The sequence below is a fragment of the Amycolatopsis sp. NPDC000009 genome (genome assembly GCF_055563465.1).
On sequence record NZ_JBVHDI010000001.1, the window covers coordinates 555,480 to 575,568 of the forward strand.

Annotated in this window: 14 protein-coding genes; 8 read left to right on the forward strand and 6 right to left on the reverse strand. The window is 68.1% G+C overall.

The genetic code is table 11. From position 1 onward, the window contains the following. Nucleotides 1-16 precede the first annotated feature (16 nt). The 3 genes from ACZ3HL_RS02865 to ACZ3HL_RS02875 are packed head-to-tail and all read left to right on the forward strand — an operon-like array spanning nt 17 to nt 3,251. Entirely contained in the window at nt 17-1,510 is a 1,494-nt protein-coding gene (locus ACZ3HL_RS02865; RefSeq protein WP_465528405.1) for a flavin-containing monooxygenase, read from the forward strand. Next, on the forward strand, nt 1,507-2,406 hold the full coding sequence (locus ACZ3HL_RS02870; RefSeq protein ID WP_465528407.1) for an alpha/beta fold hydrolase: 900 nt from the start codon (nt 1,507-1,509) through the stop codon (nt 2,404-2,406). The genes ACZ3HL_RS02865 and ACZ3HL_RS02870 overlap by 4 nt, the downstream gene beginning before the upstream one ends. After that, on the forward strand, nt 2,403-3,251 hold the full coding sequence (locus tag ACZ3HL_RS02875; RefSeq protein ID WP_465528409.1) for an SDR family NAD(P)-dependent oxidoreductase: 849 nt from the start codon (nt 2,403-2,405) through the stop codon (nt 3,249-3,251). The genes ACZ3HL_RS02870 and ACZ3HL_RS02875 overlap by 4 nt, the downstream gene beginning before the upstream one ends. Here the strand turns inward: ACZ3HL_RS02875 and ACZ3HL_RS02880 are convergent. Next, nucleotides 3,248-3,892, reverse strand: a complete 645-nt coding sequence (locus tag ACZ3HL_RS02880; RefSeq protein WP_465528411.1) for a TetR/AcrR family transcriptional regulator — start codon at nt 3,890-3,892, stop codon at nt 3,248-3,250. The two genes, ACZ3HL_RS02875 and ACZ3HL_RS02880, sit on opposite strands and share 4 nt — an antisense overlap. Before the next feature lie 87 nt (nt 3,893-3,979). After that, nucleotides 3,980-5,290 (reverse strand): lipase family protein, encoded by a 1,311-nt coding sequence (locus ACZ3HL_RS02885; RefSeq protein ID WP_465528413.1) that lies wholly within the window; start codon nt 5,288-5,290, stop codon nt 3,980-3,982. A gap of 210 nt (nt 5,291-5,500) precedes the next feature. On the opposite strand from ACZ3HL_RS02885, the gene ACZ3HL_RS02890 reads away from it, so the two are divergent. Then, nucleotides 5,501-5,842, forward strand: coding sequence for a helix-turn-helix domain-containing protein (locus ACZ3HL_RS02890; RefSeq protein WP_465416127.1), 342 nt, complete (start codon nt 5,501-5,503; stop codon nt 5,840-5,842). Nucleotides 5,843-6,195: 353 nt separating this feature from the next. Here ACZ3HL_RS02890 and ACZ3HL_RS02895 read toward each other — a convergent pair whose 3' ends face one another. Next, nucleotides 6,196-9,027, reverse strand: a complete 2,832-nt coding sequence (locus tag ACZ3HL_RS02895; RefSeq protein ID WP_465528415.1) for an ATP-binding protein — start codon at nt 9,025-9,027, stop codon at nt 6,196-6,198. Nucleotides 9,028-9,433: 406 nt separating this feature from the next. Here ACZ3HL_RS02895 and ACZ3HL_RS02900 point away from each other — a divergent pair, with 406 nt between their 5' ends. After that, a complete protein-coding gene (locus tag ACZ3HL_RS02900; RefSeq protein ID WP_465528417.1) occupies nt 9,434-10,645 on the forward strand; it encodes a hypothetical protein in 1,212 nt (403 codons plus the stop codon). A 313-nt stretch (nt 10,646-10,958) separates the two neighbouring features. On the opposite strand, the gene ACZ3HL_RS02905 is transcribed toward ACZ3HL_RS02900, so the two are convergent. Continuing rightward, on the reverse strand, nt 10,959-12,962 hold the full coding sequence (locus ACZ3HL_RS02905; RefSeq protein ID WP_465528419.1) for a tetratricopeptide repeat protein: 2,004 nt from the start codon (nt 12,960-12,962) through the stop codon (nt 10,959-10,961). 244 nt (nt 12,963-13,206) lie between these two features. Next, entirely contained in the window at nt 13,207-14,406 is a 1,200-nt protein-coding gene (locus tag ACZ3HL_RS02910) for an MFS transporter (RefSeq protein ID WP_465528421.1), read from the reverse strand. Nucleotides 14,407-14,460: 54 nt separating this feature from the next. Between ACZ3HL_RS02910 and ACZ3HL_RS02915 the strand changes: the two genes are divergently transcribed. Next, the gene (locus ACZ3HL_RS02915; RefSeq protein ID WP_465416116.1) at nt 14,461-15,204 is read left to right on the forward strand and encodes an AraC family transcriptional regulator; all 744 of its coding nucleotides are present in this window, start codon (nt 14,461-14,463) and stop codon (nt 15,202-15,204) included. A gap of 53 nt (nt 15,205-15,257) precedes the next feature. On the opposite strand, the gene ACZ3HL_RS02920 is transcribed toward ACZ3HL_RS02915, so the two are convergent. Next, entirely contained in the window at nt 15,258-16,415 is a 1,158-nt protein-coding gene (locus ACZ3HL_RS02920) for a thioester domain-containing protein (protein ID WP_465528423.1), read from the reverse strand. 325 nt (nt 16,416-16,740) lie between these two features. Here ACZ3HL_RS02920 and ACZ3HL_RS02925 point away from each other — a divergent pair, with 325 nt between their 5' ends. Next, nucleotides 16,741-17,925 (forward strand): PQQ-dependent sugar dehydrogenase, encoded by a 1,185-nt coding sequence (locus tag ACZ3HL_RS02925; protein WP_465528425.1) that lies wholly within the window; start codon nt 16,741-16,743, stop codon nt 17,923-17,925. 118 nt (nt 17,926-18,043) lie between these two features. Further along, the gene (locus ACZ3HL_RS02930) at nt 18,044-20,089 is read left to right on the forward strand and encodes a Hint domain-containing protein (protein WP_465528427.1); all 2,046 of its coding nucleotides are present in this window, start codon (nt 18,044-18,046) and stop codon (nt 20,087-20,089) included.

The following is a 20,089-nucleotide window of genomic DNA, read 5'->3' on the forward strand; positions in this document are numbered from 1 at the left end:
GAGGCTGGAGTACCGCATGACGACGAGCACCCCCGTCGAGCACCTCGACGTGGTCATCATCGGTGCCGGGATTTCCGGGATCGGGGCCGCGCGCTACCTGAAGACCGAGAACCCGGGCAAGACGTTCGCCATCCTGGAGGCGCGCGGCGCGTCCGGCGGCACCTGGGACCTGTTCCGCTACCCGGGCATCCGGTCGGACTCCGACCTCCACACCTTCGGCTACGAGTTCAAGCCGTGGCGGGACAAGCAGTCCATCGCCGACGCGCCCCGGATCCTGTCGTACCTGCGCGAGACGATCACCGAGAACGGGATCGAACCCAGCATCCGGTACCACCACAAGCTGCTCTCGGCCGCCTGGTCGAGCGACGAGGCCCGCTGGCTGCTCGAGATCGAGCGGACCGACACCGGCGAGCGCACCAGCCTCAGCACGGGCTGGCTGTTCAACGCGGGCGGCTACTACCGCTACGACGAGGGCTTCACCCCGCGTTTCGAGGGCCGGGACCGGTTCACCGGCACGATCGTGCACCCGCAGCACTGGCCAGAGGACCTCGACTACGCGGGCAAGCGGGTCGTCGTGATCGGCAGCGGCGCCACCGCGGTCACCCTGATCCCGGCGATGGCGGGCACCGCGGCGCACGTGACGATGCTGCAGCGCACCCCGACCTACGTCATGCCGGTGCCGCGCGAGGACAAGATCGCCAACGGCCTGCGCAAGATCCTCGGCGAGGAGCGGGCGTACGCGCTCACCCGCCGCAAGAACATCCGCAAGGGGCTGGCGGTCTGGCAGTTCTGCCAGAAGTTCCCGAAGACCGCCCGCGGGCTCATCCGCTACGTCAACAAGAAGCAGCTTCCCAAGGGCTATCCGGTCGACGAGCACTTCAACCCGCCGTACGACCCGTGGGACCAGCGGCTGTGCGCCGTGCCCGGCGGCGACCTGTTCGCCGCCATCCGCAAGGACAAGGCCGACGTTGTCACCGACAAGATCGCGACCTTCACCGAAAAGGGGATCCTGCTCGAATCCGGGCGTGAGCTGGAGGCGGACATCATCGTCACCGCCACCGGATTGAACCTCCAGGTGTTCGGCGGGGCCACGCTCAGCGTCGACGGGAAACCGGTGATCCTCCCGGAAACCGTCGCGTACAAGGGAATGATGCTTTCGGACGTGCCGAACGCCGCGTTCGCGATCGGCTACACGAACTCGTCGTGGACGCTCAAGATCGGCCTGCTGTGCGAGCACTTCTGCCGTCTGCTGGCGCATATGGACGCCCACGGCTATGACGTCTGCCGTCCCGTCGTCGCCGACCCGGACATGCCGACGAAGCCGTTCCTGGACTTCGCCGCCGGATACGTCCAGCGCGCTCTCGACCAGCTCCCGCGCCAGGGCGACCGCATGCCGTGGCTGACCTCGATGAGCTACCACTCGGACATCAAGCTGCTGCGCGCGGACGACATCACCGATCCGGAGCTGCACTTCTCCCGCGTCGAGGTCCGGGAGGCGGTGAGCTCGTGACCGACGATTTCGCCGACCTGCCCGGCGGGCCGCGGATCTGCTACCGCGAGGACGGCCCGTCCGACGGGGTGCCGCTGGTGTTGATCGCCGGGCTCGGCCTGGATCTCACGTCGTGGCCGCGGCCGATGATCGAGGGGTTCACCGGCCGCGGTTTCCGCGTCGTCCGGTTCGACAATCGCGACGCGGGCTGCTCGGACCGCATCAAGGCGCCGAATCCCGGCAAACTCCGGCAACTACTGGCCCGGCCGCTGCCCGGCGCCTACGACCTGGGCGACATGGCGGCGGACACCGTCGGCCTGCTCGACCACCTGGGCGTCGAGAAGGCTCATCTGGTCGGCATGTCGATGGGCGGCATGATCGCGCAGACCGTCGCCGCCAGGAACCCCGGCCGCGTCCTGTCGCTGACGTCGATCTTCTCCACCACCGGGCATCGCCGGGTCGGGCAGCCGGCGAAGTCGACGTTGGTGCGCATGGCGAGGCGGCCCGCCCAGACGGTCGAGGAATCCGTGGCCGGGCACCTGTCGCTGATGGGGCACCTCGGCTCGGCCACGTTCCCGCTGGACAAGGACGTCGAAACGGCGTGGGTCGAGGAACTGTGGGAACGGGCCGGGGGACGGCGCGCCCGCAGCGGTATCGCCCGTCAGATCGGCGCGATCCAGGCCAGCGGCGACCGCACCGCCGAGCTCGCGCGCATCACCTGCCCGACGGTCGTGGTCCACGGCGACACCGACCGCATGGTCCACCACAGCGGCGGGCGGGCGACCGCCAAGGCCATCAGGGGCGCCCGTTACGTCGAAATCCCCGGAATGGGGCACCACATCGCCCCGGACCTGGTCGAGCGGCTCGTCGAGCTGACCGCCGAACTGGCCCTCGACCCGGCGGGAGAAACTCGATGAGCAGTGTTCGCGGCAAGGTCGCCGTCGTCACCGGCGCCGGTTCCGGCATCGGCCGCCAGCTGGCTCTCGAACTCGCACGGCGCGGGGCACGGCTCGCGGTGTCCGATGTGGACGAAACCGGACTGGCCGAGACCGTTGCCCAGGTCAAGGCCCTCGGTGCGGAAGTGCAGGGCGCCGCGCTGGACGTCAGCGACCGGGCGGCCGTGCTGGAGTACGCGACCGCCGTCGCCGCGCAGTTCGGTGTGGTGCACCAGATCTACAACAACGCGGGGATCGCGGGCGGCGGGCAGACCGTACTCGACGCCGACTGGGAACTGTACGACCGCACGCTCGCGGTCAACCTCTTCGGCGTCATCAACGGCACCAAGGCATTCCTGCCGCATTTGATCGATTCCGGCGACGGCCAGGTAGTGAACATCTCCAGCCTCAACGGTTTCATGGCCCAGCCGACGCTAAGCGCCTACTGCGCCAGCAAGTTCGGCGTCCGCGGGTTCACCGAGGTGCTGCGCACCGAGATGATCGCGGCCGGACACCCGGTGCGGGTGACGGTCGTCCATCCCGGCGGGGTCAAGACCGGCATCGCCTCGGCGGCGTTGAAGGAAGCCGAGGCACGCGGTATCGAGCCCACCGCCGAACAGCGGGAACGCGTCCGCGTGTACAACGAAAAGCTGCTGAAGATGCCGGCGGATCAGGCCGCCCGCATCATCGTCGACGGGGTCGAGGCCGGGAAACCGCGCGTGCTCGTCGGGAACGACGCGAAACTGGTAGACCGGCTCGTCCGGCTGCTCCCGCGCCGGTATCCGAAACTGATCGTCGAGTTCGAACGGCGGCGTCTCGCGCGCTAAGCGTCGACGCTCCGGTGCCCGAACAAGCCGAGCAGCCACGTGTAGCGGACGGCTTCGCGCACCTGGCCGTAGGCGTCTTCCGTGCCGGTCCAGATGGCCTGCGTGATCAGTTCGATGGTGGCGGCGACGACCGTGCGCGCGGTGAACGGCGGCGGTGACGGCAGCGCGGGATCGGTGGCACGCAGCCATTCCGCCGTCCGTTCGAAGACGGCTTCCCCGGCGCGCAAGGTCTTCTCGCGGGCTTCGAGCCCCGCGTCGCCGAGCGCGTAGATCTCCAGCAACGCGGCGCGGACGGCCGTGGGGCGCCGGCGCACGTAGTCGACGAGGAAGTCACAGCAGACTGCGACGGCGTCCAGCGGGGTCGCGGCCTCGGCGCCCGCGGCGACGCCCTGGGTGATGAACTCGGTGGTGATCTCGCGATAGGCGGCGAGGAACGCGTCCTGCTTGCCGGTGAACTGTTCGTAGAACGAGGTCCGGGACACGCCCGCCGTGGCGGTGATGTGGCCGACGGTGGTGGCGACGTAGCCGCGTTTGCCGGTGTTCTCCAGTACCGCGTCGATCAGCCGGGCGCGCTGGGTTCCGGCGACCTCGTCGCGGCTGAGGTTGTGCGGCCCCTTCGGCAGCTTGCGGTGCTCGGTCACGTGCGGCACCGTACCGGCTTGGAGGTCCGTGAAGGCCTCCTTCCCTACTGTCAGGGTAGGGAAGGAGGCCTTCACGGACCTGTGCGGTCAGCCGACCGGCACCTCCGGGGCAAGGGAGTTGCCGGGCGCGATCTTCCCGCAGCTGGACGGCGCGGCCTTGCCCGCGAACCGGTCGTTGAGCCAGCCGATGGCCAGCGGCGCCCAGACGACGGCCGCCCCGACGTGGCTCAACGTGTTGTACTGGTCGTACTTGATCGACTTGTTGCCGGTGTCGCAGTACTGCCGCGCGAGCGAGCGCACGTCACCGGCGACCATCACCCCGTCGCCGGTCCCGATCCCCGGCGGATTGCCGAAGGTGCCTTCCAGGACACCGTTGTTGCCCTGCGCGATGTAGCCGGGCACGGTGGGCGTCGGCGCGGAGCCGAGGTTGATCTTGTTCACGGCCTCGACGTACGGCAGCACCTTGTTCGGGTTGACGTACTCGGGCTTGACGACCTTCTCCCACGTCAGCCCGGGGTAGCGGCCGAGCGCGTCGACGATCGACGCCTTTTCCATGTCCTTGAGCACCTGAAGGCCGTAAGAATTCGCGTACGGCTTGAGGTCGATGCCGAACGAACGCGAGACACCGATGAGCGCCATCGGAATGACGCCGGTCCACGCGACGCTGCCGTTGACGTACTTGAGATTGTGCGACGGCTTGACGAGCACTCCGCCTTCGGTGAAACCGACGAGGTTCTTGTTGACCTCGGGCGCGTAATCCGGCGCGAGCGCGGCGGCCCAGCCCGTCGCGATGGCGCCGCCGGAATACCCGATGAGACCGAACCGGGTCTTGTCGTTCATCCCCGTTCCGGGAGACCGCGTCGCGGCGCGGATGGAATCCAGGGTGTTCGTCCCGTATTCCGGCCCGGCGGCGAAGTTCGCCTTCTGGCCTTCGGTGTCGGGAATGACGACGTTGTAGCCCAGCAGCAGGGCGGGCGCGATGAACAGCGACTCCGCGTTGGCGATCAGGCCGCCGAGCGAGACGTCACCGGCGATCGCCCTGGACGGGCCGTGCTCGGGGTTGAGCGAATCGTAGAACGATTGGTACGAAACGGCTTTGGTGCTGTCGCCGGTGAGGCTCCGCAGCACCGAAGTGACGTTGGCGGACGGCTTCCCCTGCGCGTCGGTGGACCGGTACAGCAGCTGGGTCACTTTGAGCGGCGTGGGAATGCCGATGACGTGGTAATTGAGCGTCCGGGTCTTCAACACGGTCCCGGGACTGTACGACGACAGCGGTTCGCTGCCGTCGTAGCTGTAGAACGGATCGGTGGCGGGGGCGGCGGAGGCGGCGGGCGCGGCGGCGAAACCGACGATGAGGGCGATCGCGACGGCCAGCAGACGAGCGGGCTTTCGGGTCATGACTCCCCTTTGAATCATGAAGTGGATCACGTTTGGATGCCCGGAACCTACCAGTCGGTAACGTATGATGTACAGAGACGTACATGATCTATTGTCGCGAATTTGACGGCGTGACGGAGAAATGCACCGAGTTGGGGGCTGATTTGGGGCGGCGCAAGGGCAACTGTGGTGAGAGGTAACCCGGACCGACAGTGGGGTGGTGGCCTTGAGATGACGGGCGCGGGCGATTCCGGCGCCCGTGGTGAGGACCGGGGATCCGGGGATGACGTCGATCTGGTGCGAGCGTACGAAGACGGCGCCACAATCGCGGAACTCGCCACTCGGTTCGGGATGACCTACTACAAGGCGCGTGCCGTGCTCATCTCGGCGGGCGTGGAGCTGAGACAAGTGGGGCCGACTACTCCGTCGGCCCCACCCGGCCTCGTCCAGGCGTACCTCGACGGGGCGACCATTCATGATGTGGCGAAGAGATTCGGGCTGAGTTTCGGTGTCGCCCGAAGGATGTTGCTGCAGAGCGGGGTCCAGCTCAGGCCCAAGGGGGGCCGCTTCTAGTGTTACTGCCTGTGATGACGGAGTCCGGGTTGATCAGTAGGTGCGCCACCAGTCGCTGATCATCAGGGTGGAGACGGTCACGAGAAGCATCGTCATCGCCGGCATGGAACGCATGAACTTGTTCAACTGCAATCCTTCTTCGGGGGTTTGGGAGACTTGCGACCCGGGAAGATCTAACTCGATCATCTCGGATATAGCCGTTAAGTTAGGGCTCGCCGCCGTCTCATGCAAGCGTCAACAGTCATGTCTTGACAGCGCTTGCTCTACGGAAAGTATCCTCCCCGCGCGGGCTAGCTGCGGAAATCAGCCGAAAGACGGGCGGCCGCTACCCGAGGGCGACCGAGCGAGTTCACCTATCCGTGTAGTTTTCGGCTGCCCTGCCGGGACGGCGGCAGCATCGCGACGGTGTCCTCGTCGCCCCTTCGTCTGGCTGCGGGGATGGTGAGCGGCTCGTGGCCGAGTTCGGCGATCCGTGCCTCCAGTTCGGCCGCTTTCGCCTGGCGCCCCCGGTCACGGTAAAGACCTGCCGCGCGTTCGAGAACATCACGGGCGTCAGGGGAGTTTCCCCGATCGGCGAGGATGCGGCCGAGGGTGGCGAGAGCCCGGGCCTCACCGGTCGCGTTGTTGGTGCGCTCGGCGAGGTCGACGGCGTGGTTCGCGTATTGGATTGCCTCGCGGTCCTTGAGTTGCGCATGCGAGAGAGAAGCAAGCACGCTGTACAACTTCATGGTCGCGGGCAGGTGATGTATCTCGTCGGCCATCAGCAAGGCCTTGTTGGCATGCAGAGAGGCTTCGTCGTACCGGCTGAGCTGGGTCAGGACGCCCGCCAAGGCGGTGTGGACGGCCATCTGCCCGGAAGCGTCACCGGTTTCCCGGCGAACCTCCAGCGCACGCCGGTAATGTTCGACCGCGGCATCGTGCTCGCCCGCGACTTCCAATGCGTCTCCCAGCCGGTACTCGGCGGTGCCGAGGTGGCCCGGATCGCGTACGACGTGGGCCAGCGCAAGGCATTCGCTATACCGGGTGATCGCTTCACGCGTCCGGCCGGCGTGGTGGTGGCGCCGGGCCATGTTGAGCAGGACGGCGAGCCTGCCGAAGTCGTCGCCCTGCTCCTGGACGAGGTCGTACGCGGTCCGGAGGTAATGATCAGCCGTCTCGTCGTTTCCGATGAGCATATGGACCTGGCCGAGATCATTGAGCGTGCTCGCCTCGGCCTCCGTGTTCCCGGCGGCCGAGGCCGACCGGGCGGCGATCGCCAGTCCGTTCACGATGTCGTCGTAGAACCCGTACCGGTCGTAGATATCGCTGGTGAGATGGGGGATTCGCCAGGCGTGCTCGTGGAGACCGTGACGGTGGGCATGCTCCACCAAGGCGTTGAGATTGCTTCGCTCGTTCAAACACCATTGGCGGGCGGCGGCGGGGGAATCGAAGTCCAGTGGCACGGTGCCGGGTTCGAGCGGAATCATTGGCGGCCGCGGCTTGTGCGGGTGCACGGTCATGTGCGCGTTGAAGGCCGTGTGCAGGTAGAACGACAGCAATCGCCGTCGGGGCCCGTCGCCGTCGTCTTCACGGTCCGCGAGGGTTGTCGCGTACCGGTGGAGGATGTCGTGCATGCGATAGCGGTCGAGGTCGCCGGGGTGCTGGATCAGATGTGAGGCGAAGAGTGCGTCGAGCGACCTTCGCGCGGCCGGAATGCTGATCGCTCCCGCCGAGGCGAGCGCCGCCGGACTCATCTCCGTGCCGGGATGCAGGCCAAGAAGCCGGAACATGCGCTGTTCGGCCTCCTCCAGCGCGTTGTACGACCACGAATACGCGGCCTGCAGGTGGATTCCGGCGCCGTCTCCGTCATCGCCGATCGTCAGGAGGGTTTCCGCGTCCTTCAGTTGATCGGCGAGCGTCCGCAGGCGTAACCCGCCACGGCTGGCGGCGCGGTCGGCCACGATGCTCAGGGCGAGCGGGATGCAGTCGCACAATCGTGCGAGCGTCTCGAGGAGTTCGGGTTCGTCCGGCCCGCGGTTTCGCATGCGGTGCGCCAGTAGTTCGCACGACTCCGCGGGCGACAAGGGGTCGAGCGATACCGCCGGGACGTCGTGCAGCGCCGTCAGTGGTGTCAGGCGCCGTCGTGACGTGAGGATCACCGTGCACGGCGTCAGTACGTCCAACAGTGGTCGGACGTGGCCGTAGTTCTCCACGTTGTCCAGTACGACGAGCGCCGGCCGCCGGGAGAGGAGCGTGGCCAGTTTCGCCATCCGGCCGGCGGGGCTGACGATCTGATCGACGCGGAAGTCCAAGGCCGAGAGCAGGACGTCGACCACGTCGTTGGCTTCCAAGCGCGGAGTCCGGCTGAACCCGTGCAGATCGATCATGATCCTACCGTTGGTGAAGCGTTCGGCGGAGCGGTGGGCCCAGTGTCCGATGGTCGTCGTCTTGCCGACGCCGGGTGGTCCGGTGACGCAGACGATCGTCGCCAGTGGAGCGCCGGCGGCGTCGAGGGTCAAGTGGTCCAGCTTCGCCAGAACGTCCGCGCGGCCGACGAATCGGTCGATGGCCCGGGGCAACCGGCGTAGTGGGATGACGCTTTCCTCGACTTGCTCGGGTTTTCTGTCGGCGGTGACCTGAATTGATTGTGGAACCGAGGTCGAGAGTTGTTCATGGAATTCGCGGAGTTCGTCGGCCGCCTGCCCGTCGCCGTCGGCGCGAAGAGCCCGGTACTTCCTCAGGTAGGACGCCGTGATTTCGCCATGGCGTCCTGCGGATTTCAGTGCTTTCAGGCGGAGTTTGGCGAAGTCCAGCTCGTTCGGATGGTCGCGATCGAGTTCGTCCAGCCGCTGCAGGGCGGTGAGCGATTGTCCGGTAGCGAGCAGTTCGTCGAGCAGGAAAGTGTTCGCGGGTATCCAATCGGAATGAATGAACGACGTGCGCCAGTCTTCCGCGAGTCTGGTGGTGAGATCGGCCAGCGGATGCTCCCGCCACAGCGCCACCGCCGTCGTGGCCGCCGCGCACGCGCGCAGGTGCTCGTCACTGTCGCCGAACGCTCTGGCGTCCCTCATGGCATCGCGGAAGGCGACGTAGTCGATCAGCGAAGGGTCGACGTCGAGCACGTACCGTCCGTTCGCGGTGACCAGGGCCGCGGGCGCGCGCGTCTCCCGGAAAAGCTGGCGAAGACGGGTGACATATTGGTACATCGTAGCTCGTGGGTCCCGTGGCCGTTGTTCTTCTTCGTCCCAAACCCATTCGACTACGTTTTCGATGGAAAGACGCTTCCCGGGACGTGTTAAGAGAGCCGCGAGGATGCCCTCTTCTCGTGGTCGCCCCCAATTCACGACCAAATTCCCGTGCATTCGCACTGTAGTCTGCCCGAGAACTCCGAAGGCAACTTCCATGGCAGGCCCCTTTCCGACGGCAGTGTCGCTGCCGGCCCCTCGCCTCGGTCACCATTTTCACATTCTTTTTCGTTTCGAACCAGCGCGACCAGCGCGGAGCGGATGAGGAGTGATCCTTTGTCAGTGCCGTCAACCACGATACGAAAGGGTCGTGTCAGGTGCGCGGGCCACTCTCGGTCTCCCAACAGACGGACGAGAGGGGACGCTCGTGAGCAGGGAGATGTGGATCCGGGGGCCGGTCGGGGCGGGTGCGGAGGCCCGGGTGACCCGGGCGGGGTGCCGGACGGCTCTCGTCGTCGTCCCGACGATGACCGCCGGCACGAGACTGCTGGACATCGTGCCGTTGCTCGAATCGGACCACCGGGTCCAGCTGGTGTTCACCGTTCCGCACACCACGGACCACTGGCCGGGGGTGGAGGAGTTCGTCCGAGCGCAGCACGGTCTGCTCATGCCGTGGGAGCAGGCGGTCCACCACACGTTCGACCTCGTCCTGGCCGCCAGTCATCGCCATCTCGAGCAGCTCCGGGGACCGATCCTCCTGGTCGGGCACGGTGCGGGGACCATGAAATCGCATCTGTACAGCCGGAAGGCCGAGACGCCGGTACTTCCCGCCACCGGCCTCGATCGCGAACTCCTGACCTATCGCGGCCGGATTCTCCCCTCGGTGCTCGCGCTGGCCACCGAGGAGGAACGGACGGCGCTCGGTTCCCTGTGCCCGGAAGCGCTGCCCGTCGCGCTCGTGGCAGGCGACATCTGCCTGGATCGGATGATCGACGGCGACCGGTTTCGCGAGCACTACCGGCAGACGCTGGGGCTGAACCCACGCCGGCGGCTGGTGACGATCAGCTCGACGTGGTCGACCGACTCGATCTTCGGCCGGGTCCCGAGCCTCTGCAAGGCGATACTGGACGCCCTTCCCTCGGCAAGGTATTCGGTCGCGGCGGTGTTGCACCCCAACGTGTGGACCGTCCACGGACGCCGGCAGGTGACGGCATGGCTGTCCGACTGCGTCGAGGCGGGGCTGCGGCTCATCCCGCCGGACCGAGGCTGGCAGGCGACCATGATCGCGTCGGACTGGGTGATCGGCGACCACGGTTCGACCACCGCTTACGCCGCCGCGATCGGGCGCCCGGTCACCCTGGCCGCCGAGGCGACCGATCGGTTGCGCCCCGGAAGCATCGCCGAACTCGTCAGGGAGAACGCTCCGATCCTGGAGCCGGGACCGTTGCGGTTCCAGGAGGCCGAAGCCATCCGGCGCCAAGAGCGCTTGTCCTCGGTCGCCAGAGCGGCGATCAGTTCCAGCCCGGGCCGGGCGGCGGGGATCCTGCGGTCTGCCATGTATCGCCTCGTGGGGCTGTCCGAGCCGGAAGGCCCGTCGTCGGTCCCGATGCTGCCCGCCGCGCTGCCGATCGAGGTGTGACGACATGGGCACCGTCTACGCGGTACACAGTCCCGCGCCGGGTGTGGCGCGCATCAGTCTGCGGATCGACGGTCGCGACGGCGACGTCCTGGCGGCCGTGCCGGGAGCCTGGGCGAGGGCGGGGGACATCCTCCTCCTGGAGGACGGCCGGAACGGCGGCCGGGCACGGATCGCCGCCGAGGGCGCGCTGAGACGTCACCCCGGTGCGACGGCCGTGATCGTGGTCCACCCGGACGGCTACGTCATCGCCAACCGGACGAGGACCGCGGTCATGGCGGTGAAACCACGCCGTCCCGAGCGAGAGGACTGGACCTCACGGTTGCGTGCCGTCTCCGGGCTCACCGGTGTGGGCGTCGTCCCGCTCGGGGTAGAGGGCCTGAGCTTCGGCGAGATGGCCGGTGCCTTCCTGCTCTCGGCCGCACTGCAGTTCGATGCGGCCGAGAACGGTCAGGATCTCGGCGGTGTAGTAAGGGGAATCGAGTGCCCGCACCGTCCGTAGTGACTCGGTCAGCCTGCCGATCGCGTCTTCGGCCCGCCCTTCGGCGGCCTGGATGCGGGCGAGGGCCATCGCGGATCGAGCATGCTGGGCGGCATCGCCGATCCCGGCCATCACGCTCGCCGCGGCGGTCAACTCGATCATGGCTTCGCTGTACCGGCCGAGTTCGGCGAGCACCTCCCCCTGCCGACGGCGGCACAACGCCACCCCGCGGGGGATCCCCAGCCGCTCCTGCAGATCCGCCGCCTGACGATAGAAGTCGAGGGCGCCGTCGAGATCCCCCCGTCCTCGTGCGGATCTGCCCAACTGGGAGAGCGCCGTCGCCTGCGTCGGGCCGTCGTTCTCCTGCTGTCCCAGGCGAAGCGCGACGAGGTTCTGTTCGGCGGCCTTGTCGTACCAGCCGAGTTTGGCGTAGGCGTAGCCGAGCTGGGATCTGAGTCTGGCCTGGACCAGGGGAAGGTTCGCCCTCGTGGCCGCCAGCACGCCTCGTTCGTTCATCGCTATCCATGGCCGGTAGTCACGATGGTGCAGGAAATATCCCCATGACGCCTCGCAGAACTGCCACACGATGTCGTCCCAGTCCCGATCGGCGGCCTCGCTGAAGACGGCGCGGATCACCGACAGGTGTTCACGCCACCAGGCGAGGCCGTCGGCGCGTTCGACGAAGTCCCTCGACCGACGCGCGCGCGTGGCGTACCGGGTCCGATGGGGGTGGATCGCCTCGTCGGCGGCCAGGACCCGGTCGAGGTACCACCCGGCGAACGACCGGGCCAGCCGGTCTTGCTCGTCGCCCGGCAAGGTTGTTCGGGCACGTGCGCGCGCGTCACTGTGCAGCACCATGTGCTGGGCGAACCGGTCTTCACCGGTTTCGGTCAGGAGGTTCGCCTCGATCAGCTCGTCGACGTCGTCCTCGACGGAGCCGACAGGACGGCCGAGCGCCGCGGCCAGGGGCTCGGTGGACACGAAAGGCCCGGGGTGCACTCCGCACGCCAGGTAGACCCGTGCCGCGCTCTGCGGCAGCCCTTCGTAGACGACCTCGAAGATCGCGTTCAACGAAAGCGCTTTGTCGGCGGACCTGCCGCCCGTCGACGTCCAACGTCCGTAGGCGGCGGCTTCGCGGGCGAGGGTTCGTCGCGGCCTGGTTCTCAGCCGGGCGGCCGCCACCGAGAGCGCGAGGGGAAGCCCGCCGCACGAAGACACGATCTCCGTGGCCGCGGGGGGATCGGACCGGAGGCGTTCGGTGCCGGTGTACCGCTCGAACAGCGCCCGCGCCTGGGAATCGGTGAGTGGCGGGAGATCGACGAACTGCGCCCCGTCGATACCCAGGTCGGTGAGCCGCCACCGGCTGGTGACGACGACGACCGTCGCCTGCCCGGCGGGCAGGAGCGGGCGGACCTGGGCGACGGAAGCCGCGTCGTCGAGCAGCATCGCCATCCGCCGCGGCGCGGTGGCCGTGCGGAACGCCGCCGCTCGCTGGTCGAGGCTCGCCGGGATCTCGGCGGGCGAACTTCCCAGGGCGGTGAGGAATCCGTGCAAGACTTCGCCGGGATCCTCCGGCGGCTGCTCGCGTGCGCCACCGAGGTCGCTGTAGAGAATGCCGTGGGGAAACCCGTCCGCGCTGCGGTCGAGCCAGTCCAGCGCCAGCGAGGTCTTGCCGACTCCACCCACCCCGCTCACCACCACCAGCCGTCGCCCGGTGCCTTCGTGCCAGAGCCGGTCGAGTTCGGCGGTGAACCGCTCCCGTGCCTCGAACACCGCGGGTGGCGCGGGGATCTGCCAAGGCCGATTCGCGGGGACTCCGAGGTCGGCCGGGGCGGTCATCGTCCGGCCCCACCGCTCTTCCAGGCTTCCGGTCGATGCGAGCGCCGTCCCAGGTAGTCCATGCGGTGTCCCCCCCCGTTTGGTCTCCGAACTGTCCAGTGTCTCCAATAGTGCGGTTGTGCGCGAGAAAGTGTGGGTTGACTATCACACGAACAGACGAATGTGTGCACGTGCGTCCGCACGAGCGTCATTCTTCAGGTTTCCGGGAAATCGTCCTGTATCCACAATGGACGGACGTCCTCCGTCATCGGGTTTGCTCGGCGGTGAGGTTCATGCGATCGAGCGCATTCCGCTCTTTCGGGTCCTTCGGCCCGCCCGGTTCGGTCAGTGAGCGTGATACGAGCCAGCCCAGGAGAGGCAGCGCGATCAACGGGACCAAGGCCGTCCGCAGGGAGGTGTGGTCGGCGACCGTTCCGATGACCGGGCTCGCGAGACCGCCGATGCTGACCGTCAGGCCGAGGGTGACACCACTGGCCGTGCCGACGCGCGTGGGGAGGTAGTCCTGTGCGAGCGTGATCTGCAGGGAGAACGGGATGTACAGGCCCACCGCGGCCAGCAGGACGAAGGGGAAGAACGCGGGGCCCGGCACGAAAACGACACCCGCGACCGCGCCGACGGTGGCCAGGTAAGAACGGCGCACCACGATGACGCGGTCCCGGCGCCCGGCCAGCCTGCTGCCGAGCACCGTGCCCGCGGCGCCGCCGAGATAGAGCAGGAACAGTGCGGCGCTGCCCGTCGCCGGGCCGCCTCCGACCCGTTGCTGCGCGTAGAGCGAGACGAACGTGCTCAGGCCGACGAAGACGATCGAACGGAAGACGACGGCCACCGACAGCTTCGTGAACGATCGCCAGTCGTCGGCTCCCGCCGCCTTCGTCGGCGAGCCAACGGCGCCGGCGGACCGGGAAAGGGCGCGCAGCACGGGCAGGCACAGCACGGAACCGGCCAGGGCCGGTACGACGAGCAACGGTGACATCCGCAGCCCGCCGAGTGTCATGACCGCGGCGACGAGTACCGGGGCGGCGGCGAAGCCGATGTTCCCGCCGAGGGAGAACCAGCCCATGGCCGTATGGCTGCCACCGCCGGCGATCCTCGCGACCCGCGCGGCCTCGGGATGGTAGGCGGCCACCCCGATTCCCGACATGGCGACGAAAACCAGCGTCAACGCATAGGAATCGGCCAGCCCGCCGAGGGCGATGCCGAGCCCGCCGAGGACCGTGGCGGACGGCAGCAACCACGGCATCGCCCAGCGATCGGTCAGCGCGCCGAAAACCGGCTGCGCCACCGACGACAGCAGTGAAGCGGCGAGCACGATGCCCGACACCGCCGCGTAGCCATAGGCGCGCTCGGCGGCGAAGAACGGCACCAGTGCGGCGACCGAACCTTGGTACACGTCCACGCACGCGTGCCCGGCCGACAGCAGGGCGATCGCTTTGTTCTTCGGCACCTCGCCATGCTCGTCGCAGGCCGCTGTGTCGCGCTTCCGATAAAATGACAATCGATGACGGAAATCCGCCATATGCCCGCGGCGCCGACGCAGGTTCGCTCCCTGGCCTCCGGCACGACGATCGACGCGCACCGCCACGACGATCACCAGGTCGCCTACGCCGCTCGCGGTGTACTGGCCATCACCACCGACAGGGGCTCCTGGGTCGCGCCCGCCACGAGGGCCGTCTGGGTGCCCGCCGGGACCGTGCACGCCCATCAGGCGCACGGCGACCTCGAACTCCGTCTCGTCGGCCTGCCCGCCACCGTGAACCCGTTGCGGCTGGACGAACCGGGCGTGCTGGCCGTCGGACCGCTCCTGCGCGAACTCATCCGCGCCTACACCGATCCTCCGCACGAGGACACACCGGAACGACGACGGCTGCGCGCGGTACTGCTCGATCAGCTTCGCGCCTCGCCGCAGCAACCCCTGCACTTGCCGACGCCGTCCGACCCGCGGCTGCGCGCACTGTGCGAAATCCTCAGCGCGGATCCGGCCGACAACCGGACGCTGGCGGCCCTCGGCGCGCGGGTCGGGGCGAGTGACCGCACCCTGGCGCGGCTCTTCAAAGCCGACCTCGGCATGACCTTCCCGCAATGGCGCACCCAGCTGCGGCTTTATCGCGCTCTGGTCCTCTTGGCCGAGGACGCCCCGGTGACCGCGGTGGCGCATACCTGCGGCTGGTCGTCCACCAGCGCGTTCATCGACGTCTTCCGCCGAGCCTTCGGACATACGCCCGGCAGGTACTACGACCGGTGAACGCGAAAGCGGGGCCGGTCCACAAAGGACCGGCCCCGCTCTTCGTTCGGTTCTTACGCCTCGCTACGGCGACGGCGCACCAGCAGCACCATCAGCGCACCCGCGCCGAGAAGCGCGCCACCGATGATCAGCGGCATGGTCGCGGAGGCACCGGTGTTGGCGAGTTCGTCGCCGCCACCCGATTCGGCACCACCGGGGGTGGTGGGGGCCGGGGTCTCGGTGACGGGCGCGCCACCCTGCTTCCAGGTCGCGGTCGCGTTCGCGGCGACCGAGGTCTTCTCGGACTGCGCGACGATCAGCGACTGGGCGGGCACCTTGTCGTAGTTCTCGCCCACGAACAGGCGGCCGGTGTCGAGGTGGCCGCTGACCTTCAGCGAGAACGTGCCGGAGCCGTCCTTGGCGTCCTTGGGGACGTCGACGTAGACCTTGGTGCCGTCCTTGACGTCGGAGGCCTTGATCGCCTTGCCGTCGGCGTCGGTGACCTTGACGCCCTCGGGCAGCTTGCTCGTCAGCTCGGTGATCTCACCGCTGGTGGCGATGCTGAACGGGCCGATCCGGGTACCGGTGGCGCCCGAGGCCTTGGCCGGGCCGATGTCCAGGGTCGGCTTCGGCTGCTGGCCGATGCCGACGTTGTCCTTGCCCACGAGGTAGTCGTAGAGGGCCAGCACGTCGGCGGACTCTTCGGCGGCTCCGCCCGAAATCGGGTTGGCGCGCTTCAGGTCCTTGCCGTCGCTGAAGTGCCAGACCGCGGCCTGCGTCGCGGTGATGGCCTCCTTGACCGAAAGGCCACCGTTGAGCTTGACGTCGCTCTTGCCGAGCGTGCCTTCGAGCGCCTTGGCCGACGCCGCCGGGTAGCCGTGGTGCAGCACCCAGTTGAGCTTCGCGCTGTTCTTGTTGAACGGCGACTTGGTGTCCGGGTACTTGTTCCACGGACGCTCGATCATGTCCTGATCGGTGCGCATGCCGACCTCGACCTGCACGCAGTACATCTTGAGCTTGCTGCCGTCCGACAGCTTCAGCGTGAACAGCACCGTGTCGGCGGGCTTCCCGCTTTCGAAGTTGACGCCGAACCCGCCGTCGCCTTCCTTGCCGACCACCCGGCCCCGCGCCGCGCCGTCGTCGGCGAGGGCGGCCGGAGCGGCCATCGTCAACGCGACGGCCGCGGCGGCCACCGCGATCCCGCCGCGAACCAGAACTGACCTGCCGTGCATGTGTCTCCCATCCGAATACGGACCACGAATGCCAGCGCCGCATGCGACCACAGGCCCCGACCGCAACGGCTCGCCCGATCGGGGGATGACTAATCCCATCGAGCGAGAGCGGAGCATACAGAAGTCTCACAAGTGGCTACTCAGGGGTATGGCTCATGTCCGAATTGCCCTGAACGATAAGTGAACGCCAAGAAACGATCTTGGGCGAGTAGAGAACGAAGCCTCGACGGAAAGAAACCGACGAAAAGCTCGCATATGGAGGTACCGCCGCTCCTCCGGTCGCTGTTGAATTGGACCAGACCATTCACTGGCGATTGGAGTCCTCATGACGCGACGGCACCTCCGCCGGGGGTTGTCCCTGGTGGCCGGGCTCGCCTTGGCCGGCGCGCTGCTCCCTGCCGCGAGCAGCGCGGAACCCCTGGAAGCGCGGGGTGTTCCGCTCAGCGAGCTGACCGCCACCGCGACCAAGGTCGCGTCCGGGCTGGTCAACCCGACCGCGATCACGGCGCTGAACGACGGCAGCGGCCGGATCCTCATCGTGGAGAAGCGCGGCGTGGTCCGGGCCTACCATCCCCGGACCGGGCTCGCCGCCAAGCCGGTTCTCGACATCAGCGCCAAGGTGAACGGCGCCGACGTCGAGCGCGGGTTGCTCGGGCTGGCGATCGCCAAGGACAGGCGGGTCTACGTCGCGTACACCCGTAAGGCCGACAGCGCGGTGACGCTGTCGCGGGTCCGGCTGGACACCGGCGAGCTCACCGAGCTCATCACCCAGCCGCATTCCGAATTCCCCAACCACAACGGCGGCCAGCTCGCGTTCGGCCCGGACGGGTACCTGTACTGGGGGATCGGCGACGGTGGCGGCGGTGGCGATCCGCTGGCCACCGGGCAGCGCCTGGACACGTTGCTGGGCAAGATCCTGCGGATCGACGTCGGCCGCGCGTGCCACCCGCTGAAGTACTGCGTCCCGGCGAGCAATCCGTTCGCCGGCGTGGCGGGCGCGCGGGCGGAGATCTGGTCGTACGGGCTTCGCAATCCTTGGCGATTCTCCTTCGACCCGGCCGATGGTTCGCTGTGGATCGGCGACGTCGGCCAGGGCCGGTTCGAGGAGGTCGATCACCTCGCCAGGGGCAAGGGCGGCGCGAACTTCGGCTGGTCCTGCAAGGAGGGGCCGGTCGTCTTCGACGAAACGCGCTGCAAGGACGGCGTGACCTACACCGAGCCGGTCTTCCACTACATCTCCGGCGCGGAAGGCTGCGCGGTGATCGGCGGGCACGTCTACCGCGGCAAGAAGTACGCCTCGCTGGCCGGTGGCACCTACCTCGCCACCGACTTCTGCCAGGGAACGGCGTGGGCCGTCCGCAAGAAGACCGACGGCACCTACGAAAGCGCCCGGATCGGCGAGTTCCCGCTCGACGCCACCACGTTCGGCACCGACCAGAACGGCGAGCTGTACCTTGCCGACGAACAGCCCGGCGGACTGCACCGGATCTCGTTCGCGCGCAAGGGATAGAGACCGGCCCCGGCCGCGTCCGCCCGGGGCGGCCGGGGCCCCTGATCGCGTTTCATCAAGTTTTCATCATCCCTCCCTAGCGTGAGGTCGTCCGGTGAAAACAGTGATGGAGGGCGACGTGGAGCAAACATTCCCACCCGGAGGGGCGCAGTGGCCGCCGCCGCAGGGCTGGGTCCCGCAACCGGTGCCGGCGCCGCCCGCCCGGAAACCCCGGTGGCTGCTCTTCGGCGGTATCGCCGGACTCGTGTTGGTGCTGGTCGCCGGACTGACGACCTGGCTGCTGTGGCCGTCGAAGGCGGGCCGCGAACCCTTCGAGCAGGCACTCGCCGGGCTTTCCTCGGCGCCTGCGGTCCGGAACAGCACGTCCGCGGTCGGCGGGATGATCAAAACGGACGTCAAGACCACCGCGTTCGGCGAGACGTCCGGCACGATGTCCTTGCGAGGCAAGAAGATGGACATCCTGGTCGTCGGCGGCAAGGTCTACTTCAAGGCGCCGGACGGCATACTGCCCGGCGCGATGGCCGACGCGGGCGGGACCGATGAGCTCAAGGACCGGTGGATCACCGGTGAGGACGCGCTGTTCGGCCCGGCCCTGCAGCAGTTCGAATCGCCGGAGAAGCTCGCGGCCCGGTTGCGCGCGGCGCTGGACCAGGCGGACGAGATCCCCGGGGATCAGAACGAGACCGTCCGGGACGTTCCGGCGCTCAAGGCGAGCACGCCCGCGGGTGACTTGTACGTCTCGAAGGAGGCGCCGCACCGCCTTCTCCGTTACTCGGTGAGGATGCCCGGCGGAGCGGCACCGACGATGCCTTCCCTGCCAAAGATCCCGACGCTTCCGTCGGTGGCGCCGCGGCCTGCGGCGGAGCAGCAGTCATCGGGCGCGCTCGGCGAGTCCGACGTGGACGCCTTGTCGCCCGAGGACACCGACGCCGTCTACGACGACCTCATGGCGAACGCCCGGAAACTGACCAGCGCGGTCGACACCGGGGTGCGGTTCGACGTCAACGGTTCGGCCACCGTGTCGTGCGGCGCGGGCGGCTGCACGGTGACCGCGAACGTGAGCAATTCCGCGTCGGCGAACAGCGGTGGGAAGGTCACCGGCCAGGTCGACGCCACCATGACCGCGAACGTCACGATCGACGGCCGTCCGGCGGGAAGTTGCCAGAGCGCGACGACCCTCCCGCTGAACGGCGCCGGTTCGGTCAGCTGCGTCAACGGCGCGGCCGGTGGTGTCTTCGCTTCCGTCGAAGCGCAGAAGAAGGCCGACGCGGAAGCACGATCGCGGGCCGCGGGCGGAGTGCCCGTGCAGTACCAGATCCAGAGCATCGCGGCGGTTTCCGTGCTGGCGCGCGCGATCGGGCAGGTCGAGGTCACCCGCATCGTCGACGACCTCGGGCAGCGCCGTGACGCGGTCAACAACTGCGGGCGGACCACGAACAGTTTCGCGGCGGGTACCCGGGTGCTCATGGCCGACCGCGCCACCCGGCCGATCGAGGAGATCTCACCCGGCGACCGGATCCTGGCCGTCGATCCGCGCACCGGAAGGCAGGTCGAGGTCCCGGTGCTCGCGAGGATCGCAGGACATGGCGAGAAACTGCTGTACCGGCTGACCGTTCGCGGCGGCGAGGTGACAGCCACGGACAGCCACCTGTTCTGGGACCCGGAACAGCGCGCCTGGGTCGAGGCGGCTTGGGTGCGGCCGGGGCAAGCGCTGTCCACAAGCGACGGTGCGCAGGCCCGTGTCGAGACGGTCCGGTCCTACGAGGAGGACACCTCGGTCTTCAACCTCTCGGTGGCAGGACCGCACACCTTCCAGGTGCTCGCCGGCCCGACGCCCGTCCTGGTGCACAACCAGGGCGGCGAGCTCGACCCGCTCAAGTTCTTCGGTGACTACACCGGCCGGATCGACCGCTTCGACACGGCGGGCCGGTCGGAGTTCGAGATCCACGTCTACTACAAGGGAGTCGAGTACGGTTTCTTCGGCTCGAACGGCTGGTTCCCCAAGCACGGCCTGTCGGTGCCCACCAACCCGCCCGCGCAGCTCGAATCCGTGCTCAAGGGATATGCGATCGACTACATGCGGCGCAGCCAGAGGCTGAAGCCTGACGACGACATCAAGGGCGACGCCTGGAAACGGCCCAGGGTCGCCAGGGGGAATTGCTGA